We start from the raw sequence: 25,405 nt of genomic DNA, 5'->3' as shown, positions 1-25,405 counted from the left end.
CATACAGTCAGGGACACATAGTCGTCTAAGACTAACAAAGAGTGTACCTATGTTTATATTTATTCTGAAACGCATCGGCGTTGCGATTCCGACACTGTTCATTCTCGTTCTTTTGTCGTTCCTTCTGATGCAGATGGCTCCGGGCAGCCCTTTCACGGGCGATTTCAATATGCCACCGGAGATCCTGGCCAACCTTGAAGCCAAGTACCACCTCGACAAGCCGCTCTGGCAACAGTTTGCCTATTACCTGAAAGACCTTCTGCAGGGCGACCTGGGACCGTCTTTCAAGTACAAGGATTACACTGTTAACGAACTGGTGGCCCAGAGCTTTCCGGTTTCCCTGACCATTGGCTCACTGGCGTTTTTATTCACCGTTATTGTCGGGGTTGGACTGGGAACTCTGGCATCCCTGAAGCAAAATTCCTGGATCGACTACACCATTATGACGTTCTCCATGGTGGGCGTCGTACTTCCTTCTTTTGTGATTGCGCCACTGATGGTACTGATCTTCTCCATCAGCCTGAAGTGGTTGCCTGCGGGTGGCTGGAACGATGGTAGCTGGCAGAACATGATTCTTCCTGTCGCCGCCATGGGTATTCTTTATGTAGCGGCAATAGCCCGAATCATGCGTTCCAGCATGATTGAAACCCTGAACAGCAACTTTATTCGTACTGCCAGGGCCAAGGGTTTGCCAAAGCATCACATTATTCTCAAACATGCCCTGAAACCCTCATTGCTGCCTGTTGTTTCTTATCTGGGTCCGGCTTTCGTCGGCATTATCACCGGCTCAGTGGTGATTGAAACCGTGTTTGGCCTGCCGGGCATGGGCCAGCACTTTGTCAACGGAGCACTGAATCGGGATTACTCACTGGTATTGGGACTGACGATCATCATTGGTTCACTGACCATCCTGTTCACCGCTATCGTCGATATTCTCTATGGGCTGATCGATCCAAAAATCAGGGTGGGGGGTTAAACCATGGCGTCTATTTCCATGAAAACCGGCACTGTGAATAACATGGTGAAAAAAGAGAGCCACAAGGCTGTGGAAAACTTCTCCGAACAGCTTGTCAACGAGCGGTTGGAGATTGAAGGGCGCAGCCTCTGGGCCGATGCCCGCCGACGCTTTCTGAGTAACAAGGCCGCTGTCGCCAGTATGATTGTTCTGGCAGCGGTCACCTTGCTCATTATCTTTGGCCCTGCGGCCAGTCAGTTCACTTATGAAGAAATTGACTGGGCCAATATGGCTGCACCACCCTCTATGGAAACCGGACATTTCTTTGGTACCGACCACCTCGGCCGGGACCTTTTCGTACGGACCCTTGAAGGCGGACGAATCTCCTTCATGGTGGGTGCACTGGGGGCTCTGGTGGCCGTTATTATCGGAACCATTTACGGTGCCATGGCGGGCTTCCTGGGTGGCCGTGTTGATAACCTGATGATGCGGGCCCTGGAAATTCTTCAGTCTTTTCCGTTTATGTTTCTGGTTATCCTGATGATCACCTTCTTCGGACGCTCCATACTGCTCATCTTTATTGCCATAGGGGCCGTCTCCTGGCTGGATATGGCGCGTATCGTCAGGGGTCAGACCCTGAGCCTGAAGAGCAAGGAGTTTGTCGAAGCAGCCATCATCAGTGGCGCCAATTCCAGCCAGATTATTTTCCGTCACCTGATTCCTAACCTGCTCGGTATTGTGGTGGTTTACGCCTCCCTGCTGGTGCCCGGAATGATTCTGTTTGAATCCTTCCTGAGCTTCCTGGGACTGGGTGTACAGGAACCCATGACCAGCTGGGGCGCACTGGTCAACGAAGGCGCCATCTCTATGGAAGTGGCGGTCTGGCAGCTGGCCTTCCCGACCACTTTTCTGGTGATTACCCTGTTCTGTTTCAACTTTATTGGCGACGGGCTTCGTGATGCCCTGGACCCGAAGGATCGTTGATATGCAACTATTAGATGTCGATAACCTGCGGGTTCGATTTACGACACCCGACGGGGATGTCACAGCCGTAAACAATATGACCTTTTCTCTGAACGCCGGCGAAACACTGGGTCTGGTAGGAGAGTCCGGGTCAGGTAAAAGTCAGACCGCTTTTGCCCTCATGGGACTGCTCGCCAAAAACGGCATTATTGAGGGTTCTGCCAAATTTGAGGGCCAGAACATTCTCGGTCTGAGTGAAACAGAGCTGAACCGTATTCGTGCCCAAAAGATCTCCATGATCTTCCAGGACCCCATGACCTCACTGAATCCCTACATGAAAGTAGGGCCTCAATTAATGGAAGTTTTACAACTTCACGAAGGCATAAGCAAAAAAGAAGCCTTTGAAGAATCCGTAAAAGTGCTGGATGCGGTAAAAATTCCTGAGGCTCGCAAGCGAATGAATATGTATCCCCATGAATTTTCAGGCGGCATGCGTCAGCGGGTTATGATTGCCATGGCGTTGCTGTGTCGTCCCAAACTGTTGATTGCTGACGAACCGACCACCGCACTGGACGTCACCGTTCAGGCCCAGATCATGGAGCTGTTGAATGAGCTGAAGACCGAGTTTAACACCGCCATCATTATGATCACTCACGACCTGGGGGTTGTGGCCGGCATCTGTGACAAGGTACTGGTGATGTACGCCGGCCGTACCATGGAATATGGCACCACCAACGAGGTCTTCTATGATCCTCGTCATCCTTACTCCCGAGGCCTGCTGGGTGCGATTCCACGACTGGATACAGAGGGTGAAACTCTGCCCACTATTCCGGGCAATCCTCCGAACCTGTTGAGCCTTCCACAGGGCTGTCCTTTCCAGGAGCGTTGCCCCCACGTCATACCACGTTGCCAGCAGGAAGCGCCGCCACTGGAGAGCTTTGGCGAAGGTCGTCAAAAAGCCTGTTTCTGGACACCCGACAACCCCGTAAATACTTCCGGCAGGGGGGTGGCAGCATGAGCCTTCAGCCAGCTATAAAAAGCCCTCAGCAAGCTATAGAGAGCCCTCAGCCTATTTTGAAAGTTCGGGATGTTAAGGTTCATTTCCCGATTCATAAAGCCAAAAACTGGCCCTGGGAGAAATCCCCGGTCCTCAAAGCCGTTGATGGTGTCAGTTTTGATCTCTTCGAAGGAGAAACCCTCGGTGTCGTAGGTGAGTCCGGTTGCGGCAAATCAACACTGGCCCGCTCGATCATTGGTCTGGTGAAGGCTACGGAGGGTAAAATTCTCTGGCAGGACGACAATATTGCCGGGCTACCGGAAAAAGCCATGAAAAGTATCCGCAAGGATATCCAGATGATTTTTCAGGACCCTCTGGCGTCACTGAACCCGAGAATGACCGTAGGCGATATCATTGCCGAGCCTCTTCACAACTATTACCCGGATCTCTCGAAAGATGAGATTCTTTCCCGGGTTCGTGAAATGATGACCAGGGTGGGCCTGCTGCCTAATGTTATTAACCGTTATCCCCACGAGTTCTCTGGTGGTCAGTGTCAGCGTATTGGTATTGCCCGGGCACTGATTCTCAAGCCGAAACTGGTGATTTGTGATGAGCCGGTAAGTGCTTTGGACGTGTCCATCCAGGCACAGGTGGTTAACCTGCTGAAAGAGCTTCAGCAACAGATGGGACTGTCACTGATCTTTATTGCCCACGACCTGAGCGTAGTCAAGCACATCAGTGATCGGGTACTGGTGATGTACCTGGGTAATGAGGTAGAGACCGCCAAGGCCGAGCCGATGTATGATGCCCCCCGTCATCCTTACACCAAAGCTTTGTTGTCGGCGGTGCCTGTCCCTGATCCGAAAATGGAAAAAGAGAAGGAGATTGAACTGTTGGAAGGTGAACTGCCATCGCCTATCAACCCACCCAGCGGCTGTGTCTTCAGGACCCGCTGCCCGATAGCAGAAGCCAGCTGCGCCGAGCATCGTCCAAAACTGATGGATGTTGGCAACCAGCATTTTGCGGCCTGTCCCAAAGCCTGATTAACTGAACGGCAAGACGACTCACCTGCCATTAGACAGGTGAGCAGTTAGCCTTCCGGCAACCAATTCTCTGTCATGATTTGCTCAAAATCCCAGGGACAGCTCTCTGGAAAACTGCTCTCATCCAGTCTCTGATGGGGCTGGACGTAATCATTCATGGCCTGAATAGCCAGTTTCTTACCACTGGCGTAAGCGTCGTCAAATACCTCACAGACTTTATGATTCAAGTGGGAACGGTCCTGAAGCAGAATGACCAGCTGTTCCCTCTGTTCCCGGATAGTGCCTTTCCAGCTACGGCAGTTATAAGGCTCTGGAAGCACCGGATTAATGACTTGAGTCTGGTACTGGTATTTGAGCAAGTGCAGCAAGAGAGTCGTTAGCCTGGATCGAAGGGTGTTTCGATCATTGCCCATATCATCAAACTCCTCAATGACTCTCTCCAGATCAAGTTGATCAAAGCGCCGGTTGATCAAGTGATCTTTCTGTTGCTCTTTCCAGCGATAAAAGTCAGTTTCGTACAGGTTTTCCATAAGCTACCTCCATTGCTCTTCCACTTTAGGCAAAAACAAAAAGGGGAGCAAAGGCGAACTGAAGAAAGATTCCTACAGATGGGGCTGTCACTGATCTTTATTGCCCATGACCTGGGCGTAGTCAAGCACATCAGTGACCGGGTACTGGTGATGTACCTGGGTAATGAAGTAGAGACCGCCAAAGCCGAGCCGATATATGTCGCCCCCGTCATCCTTACACTAAAGCGCTGCTGACTGCGGTGCCTGTCCCAAGGCCTGAATCTTTACTTCTTGCCATATCTGCTGACGCAGATATGGCTCCCTTTCTCATAAACCTGCAGAACAAAACAGGTAACTGACTGGCACAGCCACTAGCTGATCCGAGAAGGGTAGTACCCTGTCTCCGTTATAGACGATAACACCTCGTTGAATACATCCTGTTTTTATCAGCATTTCCTGAGCCGCAAACATTTCCTTCTTAATCGTTAAGCCTGCTTTCACTTCAATACCTGTCGCTCGTCCGCTACGTCCGGACAAAATAAAATCCACCTCTCGCTTGTTTTTGTCACGGTAATGGAACAATTGACAGTCCTCATCACTGACAACGATAGCTTTTAGCAATTCTGAGCAAACCCAGGTTTCCATCATTGGACCCATCAGGTTTTTATCAGCCTGAAGCGAATCTTCATTGATACCTCTCAGCGCACAAAGCAGTCCAGTGTCCACAAAATGTATTTTGGCCTGCTTGACACTTCGTTTCAGCTCATTGCGATGCCAACCGGGAATTCGCTTCACCAGATAAAGATTTTCCAATGCCGAAACATACTTCTGTACCGATTTAATATCCATCTGCACAGCCTTTCCAAGACTGGCATAGTTCAAAGCATTTGATGAAATAGAGGCTAACCGTTTCAGTAGTTGAGCCATTTCATCCAGCTTTTGCAGCTGGAACACTTCTTTGATATCTCGCCGAACAATGGCATCGCTATAGGAAAGATGCCAACGAGCCCTCCGTCCTGGTGAACGTTGCTGAACTTCAGGATAACCGCCGCAGACAATCGCCGGGATAACGTCATCGTATCCAAAAGAAATCAAGGGCTTTGGAACAAAATCTGGAGACAAGAGTTGTTTAATAATATCGTTTTCATCACTGCTGAATAAAGACTGTTGCAGCTCAGGTTGACTGAACGGATACAGGGTCACGAACTCAACTCGACCAGCCAGAGAATCTGCCAGTGTGGGCAGCGTCATAAGATCAGCAGAGCCGGTCAGAATAAAAGAACCAGGCTGACGATCTTCATCTACTAACAATTTGATAGTACGTACCAGTTCAGGAGCCCTCTGAACTTCATCAATAATGACAGGGCGTAATTGATGACGCAGCAAGCCAATAGGATCATCACGGGCAATGGATAGAATATTCTCGTCATCCAAAGTTAGATAACTACCCTTTTCTATTAGCTCGGGCAGCTCCAGAAGATGCTTGCTCAGAGTAGTCTTTCCAGACTGTCTTGGGCCGGTTATCACCACTACGGGTGTATCAGTCAGACATTCCTGAAGGTACCGTTCAAGAGCTCTGGTAATGTAGGGCATATTTTCGACCAAAATGGATTTTAAACCCGACTATTATGGATTTTAGTTAAGACTAAAATGGATTTCATTTAAGACTATTATGGATTTTAGTTAAGACTAAAATGGATTTCCAATAAAGATATAATGAATTTAAATCACTCAGTCATATTGCCTGTCAGCTGGTTTGGGACGAAGCCCATGGCTCCGCAAGCCGGTCAGACTGAATGGTTGAAAACCCGACATCACCCCTGAAGCGTACTGATTAATTATGTTTCAGGGGTTGTCATCTGGGCATTTCAAGGGTTTAATTCGCGCATTCTAAACAGCCCTGAGCTTGATCAACGATCGAGCCTTCCGGCAGAGTGAAACGCTTAATAAGTGCTTCCCATTCACTGTTGGTTCTTAATTTCCAGTTTCTCTATCCCTGTCCTGACTGGCTGGTTGGACCTTCCCGTTATTGAAGGTTGGTTTTAAAAGGAAAGGCATCATGCTAAAAGACAACACATACCTTGAGACCCTCTATAATGGCTACGGCCAGAGCTTTTCCGTCGATGAGATGTTGTTCGAACAAAAAACCGAACACCAGCATCTGGTCATATTCAACAATAAGATGTTTGGTCGCATGATGGCACTGGACGGTGTTATCCAGACTACAGAAAAAGATGAGTTTATCTATCACGAAATGATGACCCATGTGCCGATCCTGACTCACGGTAACGTCCGTCGTGTTCTGATCATCGGTGGTGGTGACGGTGGTATCCTGCGTGAAGTGCTCAAGCACAAAAGCATTGAACACGTCACTATGGTTGAGATTGATGGCGCAGTGGTCGATATGTGTAAAAAATGGCTGCCTGATCACTCCGCTGGCGCTTACGAAGACCCACGGGCCCAACTGGTGATTGACGATGGCATCAACTTTGTCAGTGACTGTGAAAAAACACCTGACGGCAGCTTTGACGTCATCATTTCTGACTGTACAGACCCCATCGGTCCCGGTGAAGTGCTGTTCTCTACAGAGTTTTATGCTGGCTGCAAACGTCTGCTAAAAGAAGGTGGCATCTTTGTCGCTCAGAACGGCGTCTGCTTTATGCAACTGGATGAAGTAGAGACCACCAGCCGTCGTCTGGGCCATTATATGAAGGACTGCTACTTCTACAGTGCCGCTGTACCCACTTATGTAGGTGGTATCATGACCTTTGCCTGGGGCTCCGACAATCCCGAAGCCCGTCACGTTTCTCTGGCAACGGTGACTGAACGTTTTGAAGCCTGCGGTGTCGAAACACATTATTACACTCCCGCTATCCACAAGGCAGCTTTTGCTCTGCCCGGATACGTAGAAAAGGCGATACAGAAGGTCAATGACTAACCCAGTGATGCCCGGCTTTCCGGAAGGCCCGATAAACAACCCTGACGCGGTGATCAGAGAAAGCGGATGGAGCGTTGAAGCCTCACGCTCCACGTACAACGCCCGCTATTGGAGCCAGGGATACTTCGATATTAACGACGATGGTGAAGTCGTTTATCTGCCCAGGGGCAGACCGGCAGTCAGTCTCAATAATATTGCCGCCCAACTGGTCCGCAAAGGTGCATCATTACCGATCCTGGTACGTTTCCCGGAGATTCTCCACGATCGGGTTAACACACTGTGTGACGCCTTTAACCAGGCCATTGGAGAATATGGCTATCGCAATGATTACCTTGCGGTTTACCCCATCAAGGTGAATCAGCAGCGAGCCGTGGTTGAAGAGATTCTGGAAAGCCAGGCCGCCAGGCAGGATCGCCAACTGGGTCTTGAGTCTGGCAGTAAACCTGAGTTGCTGGCGGTATTGGCCATGGCCAAGCGTGCCAGCTCTGTCATTGTCTGCAATGGCTACAAAGACAGGGAATACATTCGTCTGGCACTGATTGGTGAAAAACTGGGGCATCAGGTCTATATCGTTCTGGAAAAAATCACCGAACTGGAAATGGTTCTGAAAGAAGCCAAAGAACTCGGTGTCACCCCAAGACTGGGGCTTCGTGTTCGCCTTGCTTCCCAGGGTAAGGGAAAATGGCAGGCCAGTGGTGGCGAGAAATCCAAGTTTGGTCTGTCTGCCAGCCAGGTACTGAATGTCATCAAGCGACTAAAAGACAGTGGCAACATGGACTCTTTGCAGCTGCTGCATTTCCATCTGGGCTCCCAGATGTCGAATATTCGTGATATACGCAAGGGCATCAGCGAATGCGCGAGAGTTTATGCAGAACTGTATCGCCTGGGTGCACCGATCCATTGTCTGGACGTGGGTGGCGGTCTGGCTGTGGACTACGAAGGAACCCGAAGCCAGAGTAACTGCTCCATGAACTACAGCCTCCAGGAATATGCGAACAATATCGTTTATACCCTGGGAGACCTTTGCGCCGAACAGGCCATTCCTGTACCCAGGATTATATCCGAGTCGGGTAGAAACCTGACGGCTCACCATGCCGTCCTGATCACCGACGTAGTGGGTGTTGAAAGCTACGAGCCGGAAGAACCTGATGCACCGGGCAAAGAGGCCCCACAACTTCTCCATAACATGTGGCGCTCCTGGCAAGATCTGGTGAAAGGTGTTGAGCAACGGGCACTGGTTGAGCTGTTCCACGACACTCAGAGTGACCTTTCAGAGGTTCATACACAGTTCGGAATCGGTCTGCTGGATCTTGAGCAAAGAGCCTGGGCAGAAAGTATTAATTTGAGAATTTGTTATGAGCTGTCCAGACGTCTGTCTCATAAAAACCGCTCTCACAGACCTCTGATTGATGAGCTGAGTGAAAAACTGGCTGACAAATTCTATGTCAACTTTTCACTGTTTCAATCTCTACCCGATGCCTGGGGGATTGATCAGGTTTTCCCGGTGCTGCCACTTTCCGGCTTGAACCGTCCGCCGGAAAAGCGGGCCGTTATGCTGGATATTACCTGTGACTCCGATGGCACCATCGACCAGTACGTTGATGGTCAGGGCATTGAAACCACTCTGCCGGTACCTGAGTGGCACCCGGATAAGCCTTATATGATTGGTATTTTCCTGATTGGCGCCTATCAGGAAATTCTGGGTGATATGCACAACTTATTTGGCGACACCGACACGGTATCTGTTCGTGTCACGGAACTGGGATTAGTCGAGATGTTTGATTTCCAGACCGGAGACACAGTGGAAGATGTTCTTAAGTACGTCAATCTGAAGCCGGAAAGCTTCCTGCATACCTACAAGAAACTGGTGGAAGAGTATCTGCCGGAATCCAGCCGGGCCTCTGTGCTGGCAGAGCTGGAAGCGGGCTTGAAGGGTTACACCTACCTTGAACACCTGGGAGGAATTGAGCTGTGATGTTCTTCGAAGGCTCTGAAAAAAAAGTAGAAGTCATTATAGCGACTGAAGCCGGTTCGCTGCGTGGGCTGGGCAAAAACTTCTGGTCCGATATGGTAGCCAAGGCTCAGGCGGACATTCTGACGACCCTGAGCAATGACTACTGCGACGCTTACCTGCTGTCTGAATCCAGCCTCTTTGTCTGGGAAGACCGCTTCCTGATGCTGACTTGTGGAACCACAACTCTGGTCGATGCCTTCCTGTTTTTTCTGGAACATGTGGCTGACGAACACATTCTGTTTGCCAGCTTTCAGCGCAAAAATGAGTACCTTTCACATCTGCAGAAAACCTCTTTTGAAGAGGATATTCACCGGATTCAATCTGATTTGAAAGGTAGTGCTTTTCGTATTGGCAGTCTGGACAGTCATCACAACTATATCTTCCATCTGAATCGTCCCTACCAGCCCAGGGCCGATGACCAGACCAGTGAGTTACTGATGTATCACATCAAAGGTGAGAGCGCTCAATATCTGCGCGGTGAAGGGCAAACGATTGAAGGTATCCGAAAACTACTCAGACTGGAAGAAATATTGCCCGGTTTTGATCTGAGTGACTGGCTTTTTGAACCTTTTGGTTATTCTCTCAACGCCATCAGAGGTGATCGTTACGCCACTTTCCATATCACACCTCAGGAAGACAGCTCCTATGTCAGTTTTGAGACCAACCTGAATATGGAAGACGCTGCTATTCTGGAAAGTCTGCTGGAAGCCCTGCGCCCGGGCAGTTGGGACCTGATTGGCTTTAATGCACCAGCTCCCCTGCGGGAAAATGGCGAGTTCAGCTGCCTGACAGAATGCCTTCTGCCTTTGGCCTGTGGCTATGAAATGAGTTTTAATCATTACCAGCACACAGAGCAGCGCTCACTGCAGGCCGTGGAGCTGACGGGATAAGATCATGACTACGCTGACAAAGAAGGAAGACCACTCCCTTTACGCTAATGCCTTTGGCTTTCTGCGGCTGCCAATGGATTTCAACCCTGTTCAGTCTGGTACAGACCTGATCATTACCGGTGTTCCGTTTGATCTGGCGACTACAGGGCGCAGCGGCGCTCGCTTTGGTCCTGAGGCTATTCGCAAGGCTTCAGTCAACCTGACCTGGGAGGGCAAACGCTGGCCCTGGTTCTTCAGCCTGAAAGATCATCTTTCTGTGGCTGACTGCGGTGATCTGGTCTTTGAATGCGGCAACGCACAGGATATGAGCGATACCCTGTTCCAACATGCCGACCGGTTATTGTCTGTTGGCAAACGTATGCTGACGTTTGGCGGCGATCACTTTATTACCCTGCCTTTGCTCAGAGCCCACGCCAAACATTATGGACCTCTGGCACTGATTCACTTTGATGCTCATACCGACGACTATGACCAGGGTGGTAAGTTCGACCACGGAACCATGTTTTATCATGCCCAGGTTGAAGGGTTGATTGATACCTCGGCTTCGACCCAGGTGGGTATTCGAACCAATTACGATCACAAGAACACCCCCTTCAATATTCTGGATGCCAGTTACGTCAACATTACCTCAGTGGCAGAGATAATTGACAATATACGTAAAAGAACAGGTAATCGCCGTGTTTACCTGACCTTTGATATCGACTGCCTGGACCCGGCTTTTGCTCCGGGAACCGGAACCCCGGTTTGTGGCGGCCTGACCTCGGACCGGGCTTTACAGCTGCTCAGAGGTCTTGAAGGTCTGGATATTGTGGGCATGGATGTGGTTGAAGTCGCGCCGGCTTACGATCACGCCGATATTACCGCTCTGGCTGGTGCTACGATTGCTCTCGAGATGCTTTATCTTCAGGCAGCCCAATCAAAAGCCACCTGACAACCATCCGGCTCAGGCAAGCTGCCCGTTGGTGCTCTGCCTGGCAGGGAGTTGTCCTACCACTCTGACCACTTCAAGCTTATCGGAACATGACAGCAGGGCAGGGTGTGAGCCTGGCTCTCCTTCAGGTATCGGCTGTCCCATCTTCTGATAGAAGTCTATCCAGTAGGGGAATATTTCTCCGGTTTCCAGATCACGGAACCCCATGGGGGTTTCCGGAAATACCGGCTCTCCCTTGTTGGCAGACCTGAACGCTTCCAAAACAAGAGCACTGCAGTACCAGGCTCGGTCACTGATATCGGATTGAGCATGACCCTCCGGAGAGAAGTTTCTGTTATAGGGCGAGTGCAATTGCTCATCAGCAAAGGCCAACGCTTCATCAACTAAAGCAAGCCATGGAGACTTGAGACGAGCCATCAGAATGCAAGGCCGCCCCAGTCCATCACATACGGATTTGTCGATAAACTGATTCAGACTTACTGTCTGAACCTTTGGCATGACCGCTTCAACCAGCTCCCCGCCTTCCATAGCAATGGCGACATGATTCAGAGCCATGCCGTTGTAACCGGCAAACAGTCTGCTGATAACCCACTCCAGCTCTCCTCCCTTGCGCAGTTGAAACAGAAGGTCGCCTTTTTGCAGTTCTGGAATGGAAATTGCGTTTGGCTGCTCAGTCATTTATCAAAATCCTCATGAAACCTGATGAGAGATTTCTGGAAATATTCAGGTTTTCTGCAGCCTCAGCCGCCGAAAGATTCATAAGCTCCAGAACACAGAACCTTACAATTTCCCTGGATGATCCGTCCTTCTATTTCTGATTCGTTTTGTCACAGGACGCTACTCAATAACAGTTTGAAGCTTTGCCAGGACTTCATTAACCAGTGTTTCAGGGGCGCTCTCAACCTTCCTTGATTGCCTTGCCCCAAGATCAATCATCCTCACACCATTAATGAGCACCACTCCCTGAGTCTCTGTTCCCGTTCCCATCAATGGAACAGTAAAACCCTGCACACGGGAATAATTACCTTCCTGGGTAATTGGGGCAACCAGCATAGAGCCCAAGCGATTAAATGCGTTTACGGAGAGTACAAGACAAGGTCGGCTCTCTCCCTGCACTTCAGATCCCGACACTGGGTTTAGATTCACCCGGACGATATCGCCACGATCGTAAATGCTCAAAGTGCTTCATCCCCAACAGGCGGGATAAAAAGCTGGCCTCTTTTAAACAACAGCTGTTCGGCGAAAAAACCGGAAATATCCAGCAGGTATCAACCGGATTCACAGCAAGAATCAAGCAATGATTGTCATTGAGGATTTAAAGGTATCCTATATGTCCAGGCCAGCGAAAGGTACGACTGAAAACCCTAGTGTCAAGGTCAAGGCCAAATCGGGTCTGAACAATACCATTCTTGATCAAGGACGGTATGAGTTCAGGTGGCAACTTGAATATAAGCAGCACTGGTCGGGTGGTGATGTTATTTCAGTGAAACCTCAATCCACCAGAAAGTAGCAACCCTGGCCAGGTGCCCCCATAGAAATACCTAACTGACTTCTTTTAGTCATTGTTAATCCACAATGTTTGACCAGATTGCACTTCAAGCCACATACTGCCAGACCTATCTGGGGAGAACTCCCTCATCTGGAGAGAAATGAGACGTCTCAAGCCCACCATAAAAGCGAAACCTTTGCCGTTCATCAACTGAATGCGTAACCACATGTACACTATCCCCATACAAATTGTTATTGCCCCCAAATTGAGAGAATGGCGTGGCGGGCACTGGTTGTGCTTCCCTTTCCCCGAGACTTCTGCACATAGGACAGGTTCTATTATTCACTAGCCAGGTCGCCAGGCATCTTTCATGAAACATATGGGTGCATGGTTCGAAAACCTTGACTTCACTTCCGGCAAAAGGTGCATAACAAATAGGGCAATCTTCGCTCAGCTCTTGATAACGTGCTGACTGATCATTTGGGCTGTTGGGTGGTGTGATTCCGTTCATATCTCTTACTCCTATCTCTGTTTTTCAAATAACCTGTAGCCTTAGATCATTTTCTATCCATTTAGTTCCCTGTGCTTATTTTTTTGGTACGCCCGGCATGGACATGAACTTATGGGCTGAAAGCCCCTTGTGGAAGAACCTACACAGGATTCTGCCTTAAAAATTGCAATGCTTTGCAGGTTCTTATAATCAGGCACTACGAATGTTCATCTCTGGCTTTATGGCGATAGCAGGGTATTTTTTTAGCAGCTTTTTATCGTGAATTAGTTTTTAAGGGACGCCCTTCGTTTCGCCACTCGCTCGTTTCTTCGTGATGAGTTTCCGGCAGCTGGTTCCAGCGGTTTTTTGATGCGTTCAAGGGTATCCAGCTTTTTCGGGTAATGGGTTTCCAGTAATTCCCTTACTTCTTGCTCCATAGAACGGTTAGCAAAATCGTCGGGGGGTCATTTCTTTCGAGCTTACGGATCGCCTGTAACCTTCATGATCTCGCCAGCCTCGGAGTTTGGCTGCTCAGTCGTTTAACCCCCAGAGAGCTCATTTCTGAGCATTTCCAGAACAGGAATGGCCTCCGGACGGACACCTCTCCAGATAGCAAACTGCTCTGCGGCCTGTTCTACCAACATACCCAGACCATCAATCACGGTTCCCGCCCCCTGATCCAATGCCCAACGGTTGAATACTGTATAAGAAGCTGAATACATCATGTCATAACAACAGGTCGAAGCAGCAATGACTGATGGTGGAACCGGAGGCAGATCGCCATGCAAACTGGCAGAGGTTCCATTGATGATAATATCAAAATGACCTTCCAGTTCTGAAAAACCGGAAGCTTTTACGGGTTGCTCCGGAAACAGGTCTGCCAGAGCCTCGGCCTTGCTGACAGTGCGGTTGGCAATCACCACTTCGGACAGCTCCTGTGCAAGGATCGGCTCAAGGATACCTCTTACCGCACCACCAGCCCCAAGAACCAGCACCCGCGCTCCTTTGATTGAAACACCATTGTTGACCGTCAGGTCCTGAACCAGACCGAGTCCATCGGTATTGTCTCCGTTGAGAGCACCTTGTTCATCCAGCCAGAGGGTATTAACTGCCCCGGCTTTCTGAGCCCTCGCCGTTCGCACAGTTGATAGCTGCCAGGCCTGCTCCTTGAAAGGAACCGTTACACTCAGCCCCAGGTAACCACCGTTATCAAAAAAGCGTTTAACGGCCTGTTCAAAGCCATCAACCGGAACCAGTTGGGCGTTGTAACTCAGCCTGTGCCCCACAGACTCTGCAAACATGGCATGAATTCTGGGCGACTTGCTGTGCTCAATGGGGTTTCCCATCACAGCGTAATGATCAACAGGTATGGCCATTGTTATTTCTCGGGGAGTGTCACTTTAAATATCAGACCCAGTCTCTGGGTTTCAGAAATTCATTGTACAAACGGGCCTCTTCTGTCCCGTCTTCAGGGTGCCAGTTGTAATCCCAGCGCACAACAGGCGGTAGAGACATCAGGATAGACTCGGTGCGGCCACCGGATTGCAGACCAAACAGTGTGCCACGGTCGTATACAAGATTAAACTCAACATAACGCCCGCGCCGGTACTCTTGAAAATAACGGTTCTGTTCTGTGTATTCAGTGTCCTTACGCCTCTGAACGATGGGCAGATAAGCGTCGATATAACTGTTGCCTACCGCCTGCATAAACTCGAAGCAGCGTTCAAATGGCCACTCGTTAAGATCATCGTAGAACAGACCGCCGACACCACGGGGCTCGTCCCGATGCTTCAGGAAGAAGTATTCGTCACACCATTTTTTGAAGCGGGGATAGACCTCTCCGCCAAAAGGTTCGCATGCGGATCTGGCCACCTGATGCCAGTGTATGCAGTCTTCTTCGAAACCGTAATAGGGTGTCAGGTCATAGCCACCGCCGAACCACCAGACCGGATCAGCCCCCTCTTTTTCGGCAATCAACAGACGAACATTGGCATGAGACGTTGGCACAAACGGATTCCTGGGATGAATCACCAGAGAGACCCCCATGGCCTGAAAACTCCGGCCTTCCAGCTCGGGTCTTTTTGCGGTGGCGGAAGGGGGCAGTTTATCGCCTTTTACGTGGGAGAAGTTCACTCCACCTTTTTCAAACAGAGAACCATCTTCAATAACCCGGGCACGGCCACCACCACCACCGTGGTAATCCCAGGTTTCTTCACGAAAAACAGTACCAGTGTCTTCTTTTTCCAGGGCGTTACAGATAGCGTCCTGCAATGACAGCAGGTATCGCCTGACCCTCTCTACCTGTTCATGGCTGTCTAGAGGCTCGCTGCTGTTTTCCGGACTTGTGGCTTTTCCGGTTTGGGCATCGGTCACCATAATACTCCCTGGGCTGGCTGGATAAAAAAGAGACGCAGTTTAACAGAGCCGGAATCAACCGGCCCGAATCAGTTGTCCTGTCTGAAGATCACGAATTTCAGAAGGTTCGGTCTGTGGGCCCGTTTCACCGGAAACAATCAGAGATACCAGGTTTCCCATCTGTTCCTGAACCTGCTGCTCAGTCATTAGAGGAGATTCTCCTGCCCGGTTGGCAGAAGTGGATACCAGTGGCTGCCCGGCCTGTTCACAGAGCTCTTTAACCACCGGGTGAGCACTGACCCTGACAGCGACCGTATCGAACTTTCCACGAACCCAGTCCGGTGTCCATCGCTCAGTATCAGGCAGTAGCCAGGTATAAGGCCCCGGCCAACTGGCTGATAAGGTTTCAAGCTGTGCTTCGGTCAGGTTGGAAAGCAGGGGAGCAATCTGTTGTTGAGATGAGGCAACCAGTATCAACCCTTTTTCAACAGGGCGATGCTTAATAGCCAGCACCTTGTAAACAGCTTCCCGATTCCAGGGGTCGCATCCGAGCCCCCAGACCGCTTCCGTAGGGTAGGCTATGACCCCCCCCTGTTCGATAACAGCCTGAACTTTAGACATAGCGTTTCATCAACTTGATCAGCGAGTAGCGGAGTTTAGCAAGGCTGTAAAAACGCCGCTAGCTGATCAGGACTGACTCAGGCTTCTGTTAATGACTTTCCGACACGTTCATGCAGCGCAGGGTAGGCTGCCTGATCGAGCCATTGCGTCAGCTCACAGAGCTTGTTTTGCACACTGACGGTACTCCCACCACAAACATTGATGTGGCCCATTTTGCGACCAGGCCGTTTTCCTTTGCCGTACCAGTGAATATGAGCCCCCTCCATTGCTATCACAGCATCGGGAAGCGTGTCTTCACCCAAAATGTTGATCATAGTGGTTTCACGGATAAGACGGGTACTGCCCAAGGGCATTGCACAAATAGCGCGCAGATGATTTTCAAACTGACAGGTTTCAGCTCCCTGCTGAGTCCAGTGCCCGGAGTTGTGAACCCTTGGCGCTATTTCATTGACCAGCAGGGAGCCATTGACATCAAAGAACTCCAAAGCCAGCACTCCGACGTAGTCCAGACTCTCTGCTACTGCAATGAACATCTGCTTTGCCTGTCCCTGCAAAGCCTGATCAGTGATCGCAGTAGAAAGACTCAACACCCCGTTGGTATGTACATTCTCGGCCAGAGGGTAGACCGCAACCGCTCCATCTGCGCTTCGGGCACCGACCAGTGAGACTTCACGATCAAAAGGGACAAACTCTTCGGCAACAATAGCCTGATGCTCTGTAGCTGCAATACATTCGGCCATTTCTGTCCAGATGGCATCAGCCTGATCCGCCTCTTTTAACCGCCACTGCCCTTTACCGTCATAGCCGCCCAGAGCACTCTTGAGCACCATGGGCAGCCCCACGTGCTCAATGGCTTTCCGGAAGTCTTCGTATGACTGAATGACAAAGTATCGGGCATTTTGAACGCCTGCATCGTCCAGCCGTTTTTTCTCGATTCGGCGGTCGCCACCGGCCTCAATAGCTTCTGTAGATGGCAGGAATTTACCGCTTTTCTCGCAGATAGCCAGAATATCGAGGGGAATGTGCTCAAATTCTGCGGTAACGACATCAGCCTGCCTGATTGCCGATTCCAGGTCATCACCGGTGGTCATTTGAGTCAGTGGGTGAACCACTGTTTCGCTGCTTACATCATAAGCACTGATTTGAATGTTCAGCGGTGCGCCAGCCAATGACATCATTCGCGCCAGCTGACCGGCCCCCAGCACTAAAACCTGCATCAGATTAATCCTCAGCCGGATTGGGATTAGCCAGAACCGTGTCCGTTTGTTCTTTACGGAAAGCTTCTACTTTAGCCATGACCGCTTCGTTGTGGGTACCAATGATTTGAGCGGCCAGAATACCGGCATTGGCTGCACCTGCCTCGCCAATGGCCAGAGTTCCTACGGCAATCCCTTTGGGCATCTGGGCGATGGACAGTAATGAGTCCATACCCTTCAGTGCTTTGGACTGAACTGGCACACCCAGAACAGGCAGGCTGGTGAAAGCTGCAGCCATACCGGGCAGGTGAGCCGCACCGCCTGCGCCTGCGATGATGACTTTGAGGCCGCGCTCTTTGGCACCAGTGGCGTAATCAGCCAACAGCTGGGGAGTCCTGTGTGCTGAAACCACTCTGGTTTCATAGCGGACTCCAAACCGATCCAGCATTTCTGCTGCCAGTTTCATCGTTGGCCAGTCTGACCTGGACCCCATGATAATGCCGACTTCCATCTCAAACTCCTGTAAGCCGTGTAATGGTCGGTGGATGATTCGGGGTAGATTATAAGAAGACTTGTACGTTTGAGCGAATAAGCATTAGAAAATCTTGCAATAAAATCTCAATGGTCGGGAAAATGATTGTTTTTTGTTCAGATTGAAACCCAGGCCCACACTAATTGAGAATAAGCCCCCCCAATGTGAATCGGGTTCTACAAACTAATACCATGGGCATGAAACCTGTTCATGGTTTCATTTCGCTGTGCTGCAGGAAAACTGCCCTTGATGCGTTTCCGGACTTCGCCAGTCCACAGTCTAGTCGGTAATGATCGACTTACAGACTCCACTTTTCTGGTTAATGACCGTGAAGATTCTGATCTTTGTGTCTGTTTTGAAGTTTGGTCTGTAATGCAAAATTGGAACACAAAAATATTTTTAACACAGTGCGCTGCAAGGTTTAAAATAAGCGCCTTTAAGACTATTTAATTCAGGGGTAGTAATGGAAACGTACAAGCAGGAGTTTGGCAAGGATTACCCATTGGGCATCCGTATCCCGGTCTACTTTAAAGACCAGTCTTACCGTAACGATACCGGCCCTTCCTTCGTGTACGTTCAGGGTCACAAAATTCTGAAAATCTGCGTGCTTCCAGAAGATCCTCGACACCGGGAAATTGACGACAGCCTGCGTTACTGCCTTATGGAAATGAAAACGTCACAAGATGATGATTATCAGGAGTTTGTGGACGTGCGGTCTGAGGCAGAGTCGCCAGAAGAGTTTGAGCAGGTCATTTTCGATGAGCCAAAACTGAAGCAGTGGTTAGAAGTTTAGATGTAAATGCTCGCAAACAAGATCGTCTTTGCCTGCAAACATAATTCATTCAACAGGAATACAAGGATTTTTTTTGAGTAAGAATTTGTTCTTGATTCTGGGTAACGGGTTCACCATAGATTTCCTGAAACATATTGGTCGGTTTGATGACATAGACGTAATCAATTTGTTTCGAAGAGGTACCGAGGTCCCTTGGCCTGCGACAGGAATGCCCGGTTTTCTGTCGTTTAAACACTGTCCGAACTTATGGAACCTAGGTGCAAGACCAAACATGAGTGCCAAGGATGCGATGGATCTGATCGAGGATATCATCACCTGCGTAAATGTCTATGCATCAAAGAAGAAGCCTGATGAGTTTGGCCTGAGTGGCCGACCAAATGATATCTATATCCACGCCTACAAGGAATTGATCCAATACATTAAGCACTTGTTTGTTTTTTATAACAAACAAGTGCCAGTAATACCGGACTCAGCTCAGAGCTGGCCTTGGCTTGAGTTTATAAGGCATGCCAGTGAGTCAGATAGCTATAGCGAAATAGTGGTTGTTACATACAATTACGATGTTTGGCTAGAGCGCCTTCTGGACCGTTTCAAGATACCCTATAAAGTTGGGCTTATAGGCGACAGAGTAGAGAATGCGAGGATAAAAATACTCAAGCCCCATGGCTCAATTAGTTTTCTTCATGAGAGCAAGTCTTCCAGGGACTCTTATGGAATAAAGTACGACCGTGAGCTTCAGGATGGTTCTACTGAGGAATTTTCGGTAGGTTATGATGACCTGGATGATAATCACCTTATCACAGCCCTGATTCCCCCAGCAGGTGACTCAGAGCGTTTTCGTCGCACATGGTCTTTCCCCATTAGAGCTGAAGCAAAGCTTAAGGCTGATCGGCTGGGCAAGGATGATGAAATGATTATTTGTGGCTTATCCTACTGGCATGTAGACAGGTCTGAGCTTGACGAACTGTTTATGGGGTGTGATCCCTTGCTCGACGTGACTATGGTAAACCCTGCTCCTCAAAGAACAATCAATGCAGTACTAACAAGCATATTCAGCAATTTTGTTACATATTCCAGTTCTGAAACTCTCAAGGAGAAAATGAAATGTCAGTCAGCCTGATGCGAGAAACTAACACGATCACGGTGGCTAACTTCTGGGAGAGCTATCTGCTGAAGAAATACAATTTCGACCCTGCTTATCAAAGAGATAGTGTCTGGAGCGATGAAAAACAGTCATTTTTTATTGATAGTTTACTTAAAAACTTCCCTATTCCGCCTATCTTTTTACATCAAAAGATAGACGATGATACCGGTAAAACAAAATATGATGTCATTGACGGAAAACAGCGTTTGACATCTATAGTTCGGTTTTTAAAAAATGAAATACCGGCGTCAGATGAGTTTGAAAACACCCCTTTTTATGATGAAAAAATAGCCGGAGTGTACTTCAGGGATTTAGATGAAAAGGATTTGACTGAGTATAAAAAACGGTTTTGGAGATATGTTGTTCCTATTGAGTACATAGATACTTCAGACAAAGAGGTAATAGACAATATATTTGACAGACTAAACCGTAACGGAGAGCCATTGAAGGGGCAGGAGCTGAGAAGATCAAAGTACCATGGAAGTCTGCTTCTTAACCTTATTGAAAGGGTGTCTGAAATGCCATTTTGGAAAGATCGGCTGAAAGGAACAGACGTTGCCAGGATGGAGCATTATGAATTTATCTCGGAAATAATGTTCCAGCAAATTGAGGGAAGACCTTTGCACGCTAACCAGGATATATTGGATGAGCTTTATGAAAAGTACAATAAAGCAACCCTGGACTGGAGTGGTATTGAAGCTAGATTTTCCCAAGTTACTCACCTTATGAAATCTTTAGATATTGAGTATAAAAAGTTCAATGTTGGCGGCGTTTCACATCTTTATGGTATCTGGTGCCTGTCCGATTTTTGTGAAAGAAAAGGTATAAAGCCAGACGATATTAAGGGAAAGCTTGCTGAATTCTATACAAAACTTCGCACCCGAGACTCTGATAATGAAAATGTCGAAGCCTACAGCAAAAGTATGTCGTCCAGAACCAAGGATGAAAGACAGCGGAAGCGTAGAATGAGGGCACTGATAAATTATCTCGAGTTGGAGTGATTTTTTCATACAGGCGAAGTTGGTATAATTATCATTTTGAGCACAAGACAGGCTTTTTGATGAAAACGATTGAAATGTGCGCCGGTGCCGGCGGCCAAGCCATAGGTTTGCATGAGGCAGGCTTTTCCCATGCGGCGCTCATTGAAATCGATCATCATGCCAGTCAGACCTTGCACCTCAATAATCAGACTCACGGCTTGGGGTGGGACAATATCGTTGAGGGTGACCTAAAGCACTTTGCAAAACATGAAGCTGAAGATTACCGGGGGCAAATTGATCTGGTTGCAGGGGGAGTGCCATGCCCTCCATTCAGTAAAGCCGGCATGCAGCTTGGTAGTAATGATGAACGTGATCTTTTCCCTACAGCACTAGAGATTATTCAGAAGGTTCAACCAAAGGCCGTGATGCTGGAAAATGTTCCGGGTCTTCTGGAAGATAAGTTCAAAGATTACCGGGATGAAATATCTAGTAAGCTTTTTGAGATGGGTTATCTCTCTGATTGGAAGCTGCATCAAGCCAGTGACTTTGGTGTACCTCAGTTAAGGCCCAGAGTTATACTGGTGGCAATGAAGCCGGATTACTTTAAGCATTTTCACTGGCCTCAACCTCTAAATAAGCGACCTAAAACTGTAGGTGAAGCTCTTTGTGATCTCATGTCATCCAATGGTTGGGAAGGCGCTGATAAATGGAAAAAGAAGGCTGATAAAATAGCTCCGACACTCGTAGGTGGATCCAAAAAACATGGAGGACCTGATCTGGGGCCTACGAGAGCCAAACGACAGTGGCAAGAGCTTGGTGTAAATGCTCACCGAGTTGCCAATGACGATGAAATTCCGGGAGAAGGTTTCATAGGCGTTCTCAAAAGAGATGGAACGATCCAGCCTGGTTGCGAAGGAATGCCGTTGTTGAATATTCGAATGGCTGCAAGGATTCAGGGTTTCCCTGACTATTGGGAGTTTTTTGGTGGAAAGACTCATGCTTATCGACAAGTCGGAAATGCATTTCCTGCTCCTGTTGCTGCGGCTTTAGGTAGACAAATCAGGAAGGCGCTTCTTCAGAAAGCACCGGTTCGTAAGTTGGTGTCATCACATCGAGCCTTTGAAACAATGGATATGTTTAAGGATCAAGATCTCGCTGCACAAGTAGGCTAATTACTAACAAGCATTTGCATGAGCGGTAATTCCCAATTATGCATGCTTTCTGGTCAGAATATCTTCTCGATAAGCTTCTACAGCTTTTCTGATAGCTTCTTCCCGACTGATGGATTCAGTCTTGCTGATACTCTCAATAACCTTAAGTACAGGCTCACTGAGATACAACATGGAAGGTACGCCATGTTTATCAGGGAAAGCCCATGAGCAGGTCTGACAATTCAAATTGCATCCTTCGCAAGCCCTCCTTTTCTCGACATTGCAGTTGTTACATATAGGCTGCCAGTTTTCTAAGTCATTAGTTCCTCCACGGGAGAGAGGTATTTTGTGGTCCGCTTGCAAACCTCTAACCCCCGCTTCGGTCTGAGTACCACAGGTTGCACAGGTATTTTCAGCTTCAAAAAAAAGAAGATCTTTTTGCGCTTTCGTAAGATATTCCCTCACTTGTGGAGCAGTCAGAATGTCTGATCTTAAACGCCAGGCATGGCCTTCAAATTCTTCCTGATAAGCAGATTCTAGGTCACAACCCAATGCATCTCTTAACTCTCTGGTTCGACGATCAAAGTACTTCTGTCTTGTCAGTTCAAGCAGTTCAGCAGAAGATACCCAAGGCTTAGGAAAAGGAGCACTGTTTTTTCCCCATACACGCTTCAGGATGATCTGTTTTACGTTACTTAACTTCTTCTTGATGGGAAGCTTTTGATAATAATCTTCAAAAGTCATAGATATTTCATTTCTGGTACTAATGTTTGTGATATATCGTACCAGAAGTGAAAGATTTAAATTATCAGTGAATATCAGCGTTTTTGCGACTTGGACTGGCGAGTTATAACCCGATGGCTTGCGGGCTTCCCGCATGGGGATGACTCCGCTTTGCGACCTGACGCACTTACGATATATCGCAGAGGCCATGTAGGTTGAGGCTCTTATTGACCGGTATGAGGCAAGAGCCAGTGAGGAAGTGAGGTGGCTACCCCGTCCGGATATAACCACCAGGCACCGACTCAATAAAACCTTCCAGCTCCATTTCAGTCAGAATGACAGAGATTTGGTCAAACGAGAGCCCTGATATCTGGCAGATCAGATCCACACTGACGGCTTCACCGTTCATGCTTTCCAGAATGACTCTTTGTAACCCTGACAAGTCAGAGCTGACCGATTCAGGTTTATGAGAGGGTTCAACAAAAGCCCGGAGATAGCTCTGCAACTCAATCAGGATATCCTCAGCCGATTCAACCAGAACAGCCCCTTCCTTTATGAGCTTATGACAGCCACAGCTGAGAGGATTTAACACAGAACCCGGTACAGCAAAGACTTCGCGCCCCTGCTCGGCAGCCAGTCTGGCTGAAATCAGGGATCCGCTGTTCAGTGCTGCCTCAACCACCAATACACCCGATGACAAGCCACTGATGATGCGGTTTCTTCTTGGAAAATGTCCGGGGTTTGGTGTCGTCCCCAGGGGAAATTCGCTCACGAGAGCGCCCTGGATTGCTATAGCCTGATACAGGTCGCCATGGCTTCTTGGATAAACCACATCCACCCCGGTTCCCAGAACCGCTATGGTACTGCCATAACTGCCCAGCACTCCCTGATGCGCAGCTGCATCTATCCCCAATGCCATACCACTGGTAATAACCAGTCCTTTTCGAGACAGTTCCTTAGCCAGCTCCTGAGCGAGTCGACGCCCCTGGGGAGTCGGTCTGCGGCTGCCGACAATGGCGAGCTGAGGCTCATTCAAGAGATCGATATTACCGATCACGTAAAGCAGGGGAGGCGGGTCACTTAACTCTTTGAGAGCAACAGGGTATTGAGGCGATTGCAGGGTAATTATGTGATGAGCCTGGCTGGATTCCAGCCAGAGTCGACAATGGTTCAGACGCTCAAGAATATCGGGGGTCTCAGGATTCCCTGATAATTGCGCCGCCAGTTTTTCCGGCAGCCCCATTCTCAATGTCTGATAAGAGGCTGACAGAATAGCGTCTGCAGAACCAAACTCCCGGATCAGACCATTGAAGCGAACCGCACCTAATCCGGGCTGAAAGGAAAGCAGCAGCCATTTGCGTAAAGGCTGCCAGATGGAATCATGGATTTGCTGAGTCATTGCACCTCAGGGGCTTTTCAGAGTGTCTCCTACACCTATTTCTTCATAGGCAGTCAGCACAATACCATAGCTCACTTTTTCAAAAGTACGATAAATCATGATCATACCGGCTCTTTCAGGAGGCAGATTGACCATTTCACCACTGATCTGATCCTTAACCTTCAGGTTCTTGTAGGCATTGAGTATATCGCCCTGACGCAAACCTTCCCGGATACCCCGATTGATAATAACGCTGTTGAACTGACCGACTTTTTTCACCCCATCAACCACAGAAACGATTTTACCTTCCACCGGTGCATCAGGTGCTCTGGGGAAGAAGGTAGTTTGAAGGCTGAAGGTGTCTGCTGGCAACACTTTATCACCAGGCCTAACCTCCTGCTGGCTTGTCTGGATCTTCAGACTGGCAATGCCATTGTCGACTTTTTGCAGGGAAGCATCGGCCACTTGATGGCCAATAATACCCAGTACTTCACCGCTGTCAGGATCTTTCAGAACGTCTCCGGCTCGGAGAATGTCGAGACTCTTGTCCAGAGAGCCTATTTGTCCCCGGACATAAACCTTGTCTCCCGCGCCGGTTATAATTCGTTCCTGTCTGGAAGCAAATATATAAGGAGCACTTTCTAAAGCCCGTTTAGAGGTAAATACCCGGCTGCTCTTGAGAAAGGCATCGATTGCGCTGAGCGGGATAGCAGGAATTGCGGATTCAGCAGGCAGTGTTCTTACTTTCGGGCTGAGCTTGATGGTTCTGCCACTCTCGCCACGACGGACAATCGTCAGCCTTGGACGACCATCGATGTAAACCAGGCTCACCAGATCACCGGGGAAGATAAGATGAGGGTTATGAATCTGGGGGTTTGCGTGCCAGATTTCAGGCCATAGCCAGGGACTTTTCAGAAAGCGGTTGGAAATTTCCCACAGCGTATCCCCTTTTTTTACCATGTAATCCCGGGGAGAATCTGACTTGATCGGACTCTCGTAAGCTATCCCTGATGACGACAGGCAGAGCAGAAGAACGCCCAGTACTATGCTTCTCATTGGTTACCGATCCCTTGCACTTGTTGTTGGTTTTATTCCAGCAGTTTATCAACGGGTCCTGTCATCGGGCAATCAAACCCTTCAATATGAAGAAAATCTGCCCACAAAATTGTGACTTATCTTTTTTATTCCACTGCACCCATAGCCGATAAAACAACAGCTCAGGGACAAGTCTGAGTCACTATTGTTCTCGACCGGCAACGGCCTTTCTGTACTTCAGAGCAAATCAGAAAACTATCCAAAGCAGTGATTTTTGC

Annotated in this window: 27 protein-coding genes; 14 read left to right on the top strand and 13 right to left on the bottom strand. The window is 48.9% G+C overall.

Annotated features, from left to right (window positions below; genetic code table 11):
• Window positions 1-49: 49 nt before the first annotated feature.
• The 4 genes from oppB to oppF are packed head-to-tail and all read left to right on the top strand — an operon-like array spanning window position 50 to window position 3,958.
• Window positions 50-976 (top strand): oligopeptide ABC transporter permease OppB, encoded by a 927-nt coding sequence (gene oppB, locus ACOMHB_RS00915; RefSeq protein WP_448215123.1) that lies wholly within the window; start codon window positions 50-52, stop codon window positions 974-976.
• Between the two features lie 42 nt (window positions 977-1,018).
• Complete coding sequence (oppC, locus tag ACOMHB_RS00910) at window positions 1,019-1,939, top strand: oligopeptide ABC transporter permease OppC (RefSeq protein ID WP_448218587.1); 921 nt, start codon at window positions 1,019-1,021, stop codon at window positions 1,937-1,939.
• Between the two features lies 1 nt (window position 1,940).
• Entirely contained in the window at window positions 1,941-2,936 is a 996-nt protein-coding gene (gene oppD / locus ACOMHB_RS00905) for an ABC transporter ATP-binding protein (RefSeq protein ID WP_448215122.1), read from the top strand.
• Entirely contained in the window at window positions 2,933-3,958 is a 1,026-nt protein-coding gene (gene oppF / locus ACOMHB_RS00900; protein WP_448215121.1) for a murein tripeptide/oligopeptide ABC transporter ATP binding protein OppF, read from the top strand. Before oppD ends, oppF begins: the two co-directional genes overlap by 4 nt.
• Window positions 3,959-4,005: 47 nt before the next feature.
• Here oppF and ACOMHB_RS00895 read toward each other — a convergent pair whose 3' ends face one another.
• Window positions 4,006-4,488, bottom strand: coding sequence for a DUF29 domain-containing protein (locus tag ACOMHB_RS00895; RefSeq protein WP_422136107.1), 483 nt, complete (start codon window positions 4,486-4,488; stop codon window positions 4,006-4,008).
• A 78-nt stretch (window positions 4,489-4,566) separates the two neighbouring features.
• Here ACOMHB_RS00895 and ACOMHB_RS00890 point away from each other — a divergent pair, with 78 nt between their 5' ends.
• On the top strand, window positions 4,567-4,722 hold the full coding sequence (locus ACOMHB_RS00890) for a hypothetical protein (RefSeq protein WP_422136106.1): 156 nt from the start codon (window positions 4,567-4,569) through the stop codon (window positions 4,720-4,722).
• A gap of 72 nt (window positions 4,723-4,794) precedes the next feature.
• Here the strand turns inward: ACOMHB_RS00890 and ACOMHB_RS00885 are convergent, their stop codons facing one another.
• The gene (locus tag ACOMHB_RS00885; RefSeq protein ID WP_448215120.1) at window positions 4,795-6,060 is read right to left on the bottom strand and encodes an ATP-binding protein; all 1,266 of its coding nucleotides are present in this window, start codon (window positions 6,058-6,060) and stop codon (window positions 4,795-4,797) included.
• Window positions 6,061-6,526: 466 nt separating this feature from the next.
• Here ACOMHB_RS00885 and speE point away from each other — a divergent pair, with 466 nt between their 5' ends.
• Genes speE through speB form a run of 4 tightly spaced genes read left to right on the top strand, consistent with a single transcriptional unit; the run spans window position 6,527 to window position 11,240 of the window.
• Window positions 6,527-7,405, top strand: a complete 879-nt coding sequence (speE, locus tag ACOMHB_RS00880; protein ID WP_422139410.1) for a polyamine aminopropyltransferase — start codon at window positions 6,527-6,529, stop codon at window positions 7,403-7,405.
• Window positions 7,398-9,380, top strand: a complete 1,983-nt coding sequence (speA, locus tag ACOMHB_RS00875; RefSeq protein ID WP_448215119.1) for a biosynthetic arginine decarboxylase — start codon at window positions 7,398-7,400, stop codon at window positions 9,378-9,380. The genes speE and speA overlap by 8 nt, the downstream gene beginning before the upstream one ends.
• Window positions 9,380-10,309 carry an adenosylmethionine decarboxylase gene (locus ACOMHB_RS00870; RefSeq protein ID WP_422136102.1) on the top strand — a complete coding sequence of 310 codons (930 nt, stop codon included), beginning with the start codon at window positions 9,380-9,382 and terminating at the stop codon, window positions 10,307-10,309. The genes speA and ACOMHB_RS00870 overlap by 1 nt, the downstream gene beginning before the upstream one ends.
• Window positions 10,310-10,313: 4 nt before the next feature.
• The gene (gene speB / locus ACOMHB_RS00865) at window positions 10,314-11,240 is read left to right on the top strand and encodes an agmatinase (RefSeq protein WP_448215118.1); all 927 of its coding nucleotides are present in this window, start codon (window positions 10,314-10,316) and stop codon (window positions 11,238-11,240) included.
• Window positions 11,241-11,252: 12 nt separating this feature from the next.
• Here speB and ACOMHB_RS00860 read toward each other — a convergent pair whose 3' ends face one another.
• Together ACOMHB_RS00860 and ACOMHB_RS00855 are read right to left on the bottom strand one after the other, a co-directional pair.
• Complete coding sequence (locus ACOMHB_RS00860) at window positions 11,253-11,918, bottom strand: YiiX/YebB-like N1pC/P60 family cysteine hydrolase (RefSeq protein WP_448215117.1); 666 nt, start codon at window positions 11,916-11,918, stop codon at window positions 11,253-11,255.
• Between the two features lie 159 nt (window positions 11,919-12,077).
• On the bottom strand, window positions 12,078-12,419 hold the full coding sequence (locus ACOMHB_RS00855; RefSeq protein WP_448215116.1) for a type II toxin-antitoxin system ChpB family toxin: 342 nt from the start codon (window positions 12,417-12,419) through the stop codon (window positions 12,078-12,080).
• A 118-nt stretch (window positions 12,420-12,537) separates the two neighbouring features.
• Here ACOMHB_RS00855 and ACOMHB_RS00850 point away from each other — a divergent pair, with 118 nt between their 5' ends.
• The gene (locus tag ACOMHB_RS00850) at window positions 12,538-12,750 is read left to right on the top strand and encodes a hypothetical protein (RefSeq protein ID WP_448215115.1); all 213 of its coding nucleotides are present in this window, start codon (window positions 12,538-12,540) and stop codon (window positions 12,748-12,750) included.
• A 106-nt stretch (window positions 12,751-12,856) separates the two neighbouring features.
• On the opposite strand, the gene ACOMHB_RS00845 is transcribed toward ACOMHB_RS00850, so the two are convergent.
• The 6 genes from ACOMHB_RS00845 to purE all read right to left on the bottom strand — a co-directional run bounded on the left by ACOMHB_RS00845 (window position 12,857) and on the right by purE (window position 17,902).
• Complete coding sequence (locus ACOMHB_RS00845; protein ID WP_448215114.1) at window positions 12,857-13,240, bottom strand: RING finger domain-containing protein; 384 nt, start codon at window positions 13,238-13,240, stop codon at window positions 12,857-12,859.
• Window positions 13,241-13,758: 518 nt separating this feature from the next.
• Window positions 13,759-14,595 (bottom strand): shikimate dehydrogenase, encoded by an 837-nt coding sequence (gene aroE, locus ACOMHB_RS00840; protein WP_448215113.1) that lies wholly within the window; start codon window positions 14,593-14,595, stop codon window positions 13,759-13,761.
• Between the two features lie 31 nt (window positions 14,596-14,626).
• Window positions 14,627-15,595, bottom strand: a complete 969-nt coding sequence (hemF, locus tag ACOMHB_RS00835) for an oxygen-dependent coproporphyrinogen oxidase (RefSeq protein WP_448215112.1) — start codon at window positions 15,593-15,595, stop codon at window positions 14,627-14,629.
• Window positions 15,596-15,649: 54 nt separating this feature from the next.
• Window positions 15,650-16,195 (bottom strand): L-threonylcarbamoyladenylate synthase type 1 TsaC, encoded by a 546-nt coding sequence (tsaC, locus tag ACOMHB_RS00830; RefSeq protein ID WP_448215111.1) that lies wholly within the window; start codon window positions 16,193-16,195, stop codon window positions 15,650-15,652.
• 77 nt (window positions 16,196-16,272) lie between these two features.
• On the bottom strand, window positions 16,273-17,412 hold the full coding sequence (locus tag ACOMHB_RS00825; RefSeq protein WP_448215110.1) for a 5-(carboxyamino)imidazole ribonucleotide synthase: 1,140 nt from the start codon (window positions 17,410-17,412) through the stop codon (window positions 16,273-16,275).
• A 4-nt stretch (window positions 17,413-17,416) separates the two neighbouring features.
• Window positions 17,417-17,902: a 5-(carboxyamino)imidazole ribonucleotide mutase gene (purE, locus tag ACOMHB_RS00820; RefSeq protein ID WP_317144230.1), complete on the bottom strand. Its 486-nt coding sequence runs from the start codon at window positions 17,900-17,902 to the stop codon at window positions 17,417-17,419.
• 484 nt (window positions 17,903-18,386) lie between these two features.
• Between purE and ACOMHB_RS00815 the strand changes: the two genes are divergently transcribed.
• From ACOMHB_RS00815 to ACOMHB_RS00800, 4 genes are all read left to right on the top strand, one after another.
• Window positions 18,387-18,716, top strand: a complete 330-nt coding sequence (locus ACOMHB_RS00815) for a hypothetical protein (RefSeq protein WP_448215109.1) — start codon at window positions 18,387-18,389, stop codon at window positions 18,714-18,716.
• A gap of 271 nt (window positions 18,717-18,987) precedes the next feature.
• Window positions 18,988-19,836, top strand: a complete 849-nt coding sequence (locus ACOMHB_RS00810) for an SIR2 family protein (protein ID WP_448215108.1) — start codon at window positions 18,988-18,990, stop codon at window positions 19,834-19,836.
• The gene (locus ACOMHB_RS00805) at window positions 19,821-20,861 is read left to right on the top strand and encodes a DUF262 domain-containing protein (protein WP_448215107.1); all 1,041 of its coding nucleotides are present in this window, start codon (window positions 19,821-19,823) and stop codon (window positions 20,859-20,861) included. The genes ACOMHB_RS00810 and ACOMHB_RS00805 overlap by 16 nt, the downstream gene beginning before the upstream one ends.
• Before the next feature lie 59 nt (window positions 20,862-20,920).
• Window positions 20,921-22,012, top strand: coding sequence for a DNA cytosine methyltransferase (locus tag ACOMHB_RS00800; RefSeq protein WP_448215106.1), 1,092 nt, complete (start codon window positions 20,921-20,923; stop codon window positions 22,010-22,012).
• A gap of 36 nt (window positions 22,013-22,048) precedes the next feature.
• Here ACOMHB_RS00800 and ACOMHB_RS00795 read toward each other — a convergent pair whose 3' ends face one another.
• From ACOMHB_RS00795 to ACOMHB_RS00785, 3 genes are all read right to left on the bottom strand, one after another.
• A complete protein-coding gene (locus ACOMHB_RS00795) occupies window positions 22,049-22,735 on the bottom strand; it encodes an HNH endonuclease (protein ID WP_448215105.1) in 687 nt (228 codons plus the stop codon).
• Between the two features lie 247 nt (window positions 22,736-22,982).
• Window positions 22,983-24,113: a DNA-processing protein DprA gene (dprA, locus tag ACOMHB_RS00790; RefSeq protein ID WP_448215104.1), complete on the bottom strand. Its 1,131-nt coding sequence runs from the start codon at window positions 24,111-24,113 to the stop codon at window positions 22,983-22,985.
• A 6-nt stretch (window positions 24,114-24,119) separates the two neighbouring features.
• Window positions 24,120-25,148: a LysM peptidoglycan-binding domain-containing protein gene (locus ACOMHB_RS00785; RefSeq protein ID WP_448215103.1), complete on the bottom strand. Its 1,029-nt coding sequence runs from the start codon at window positions 25,146-25,148 to the stop codon at window positions 24,120-24,122.
• Window positions 25,149-25,405: the final 257 nt, after the last annotated feature.

The organism is Endozoicomonas sp. 2B-B, from assembly GCF_053470045.1.
This window is presented reverse-complemented; position numbering and strand designations above follow the sequence as displayed.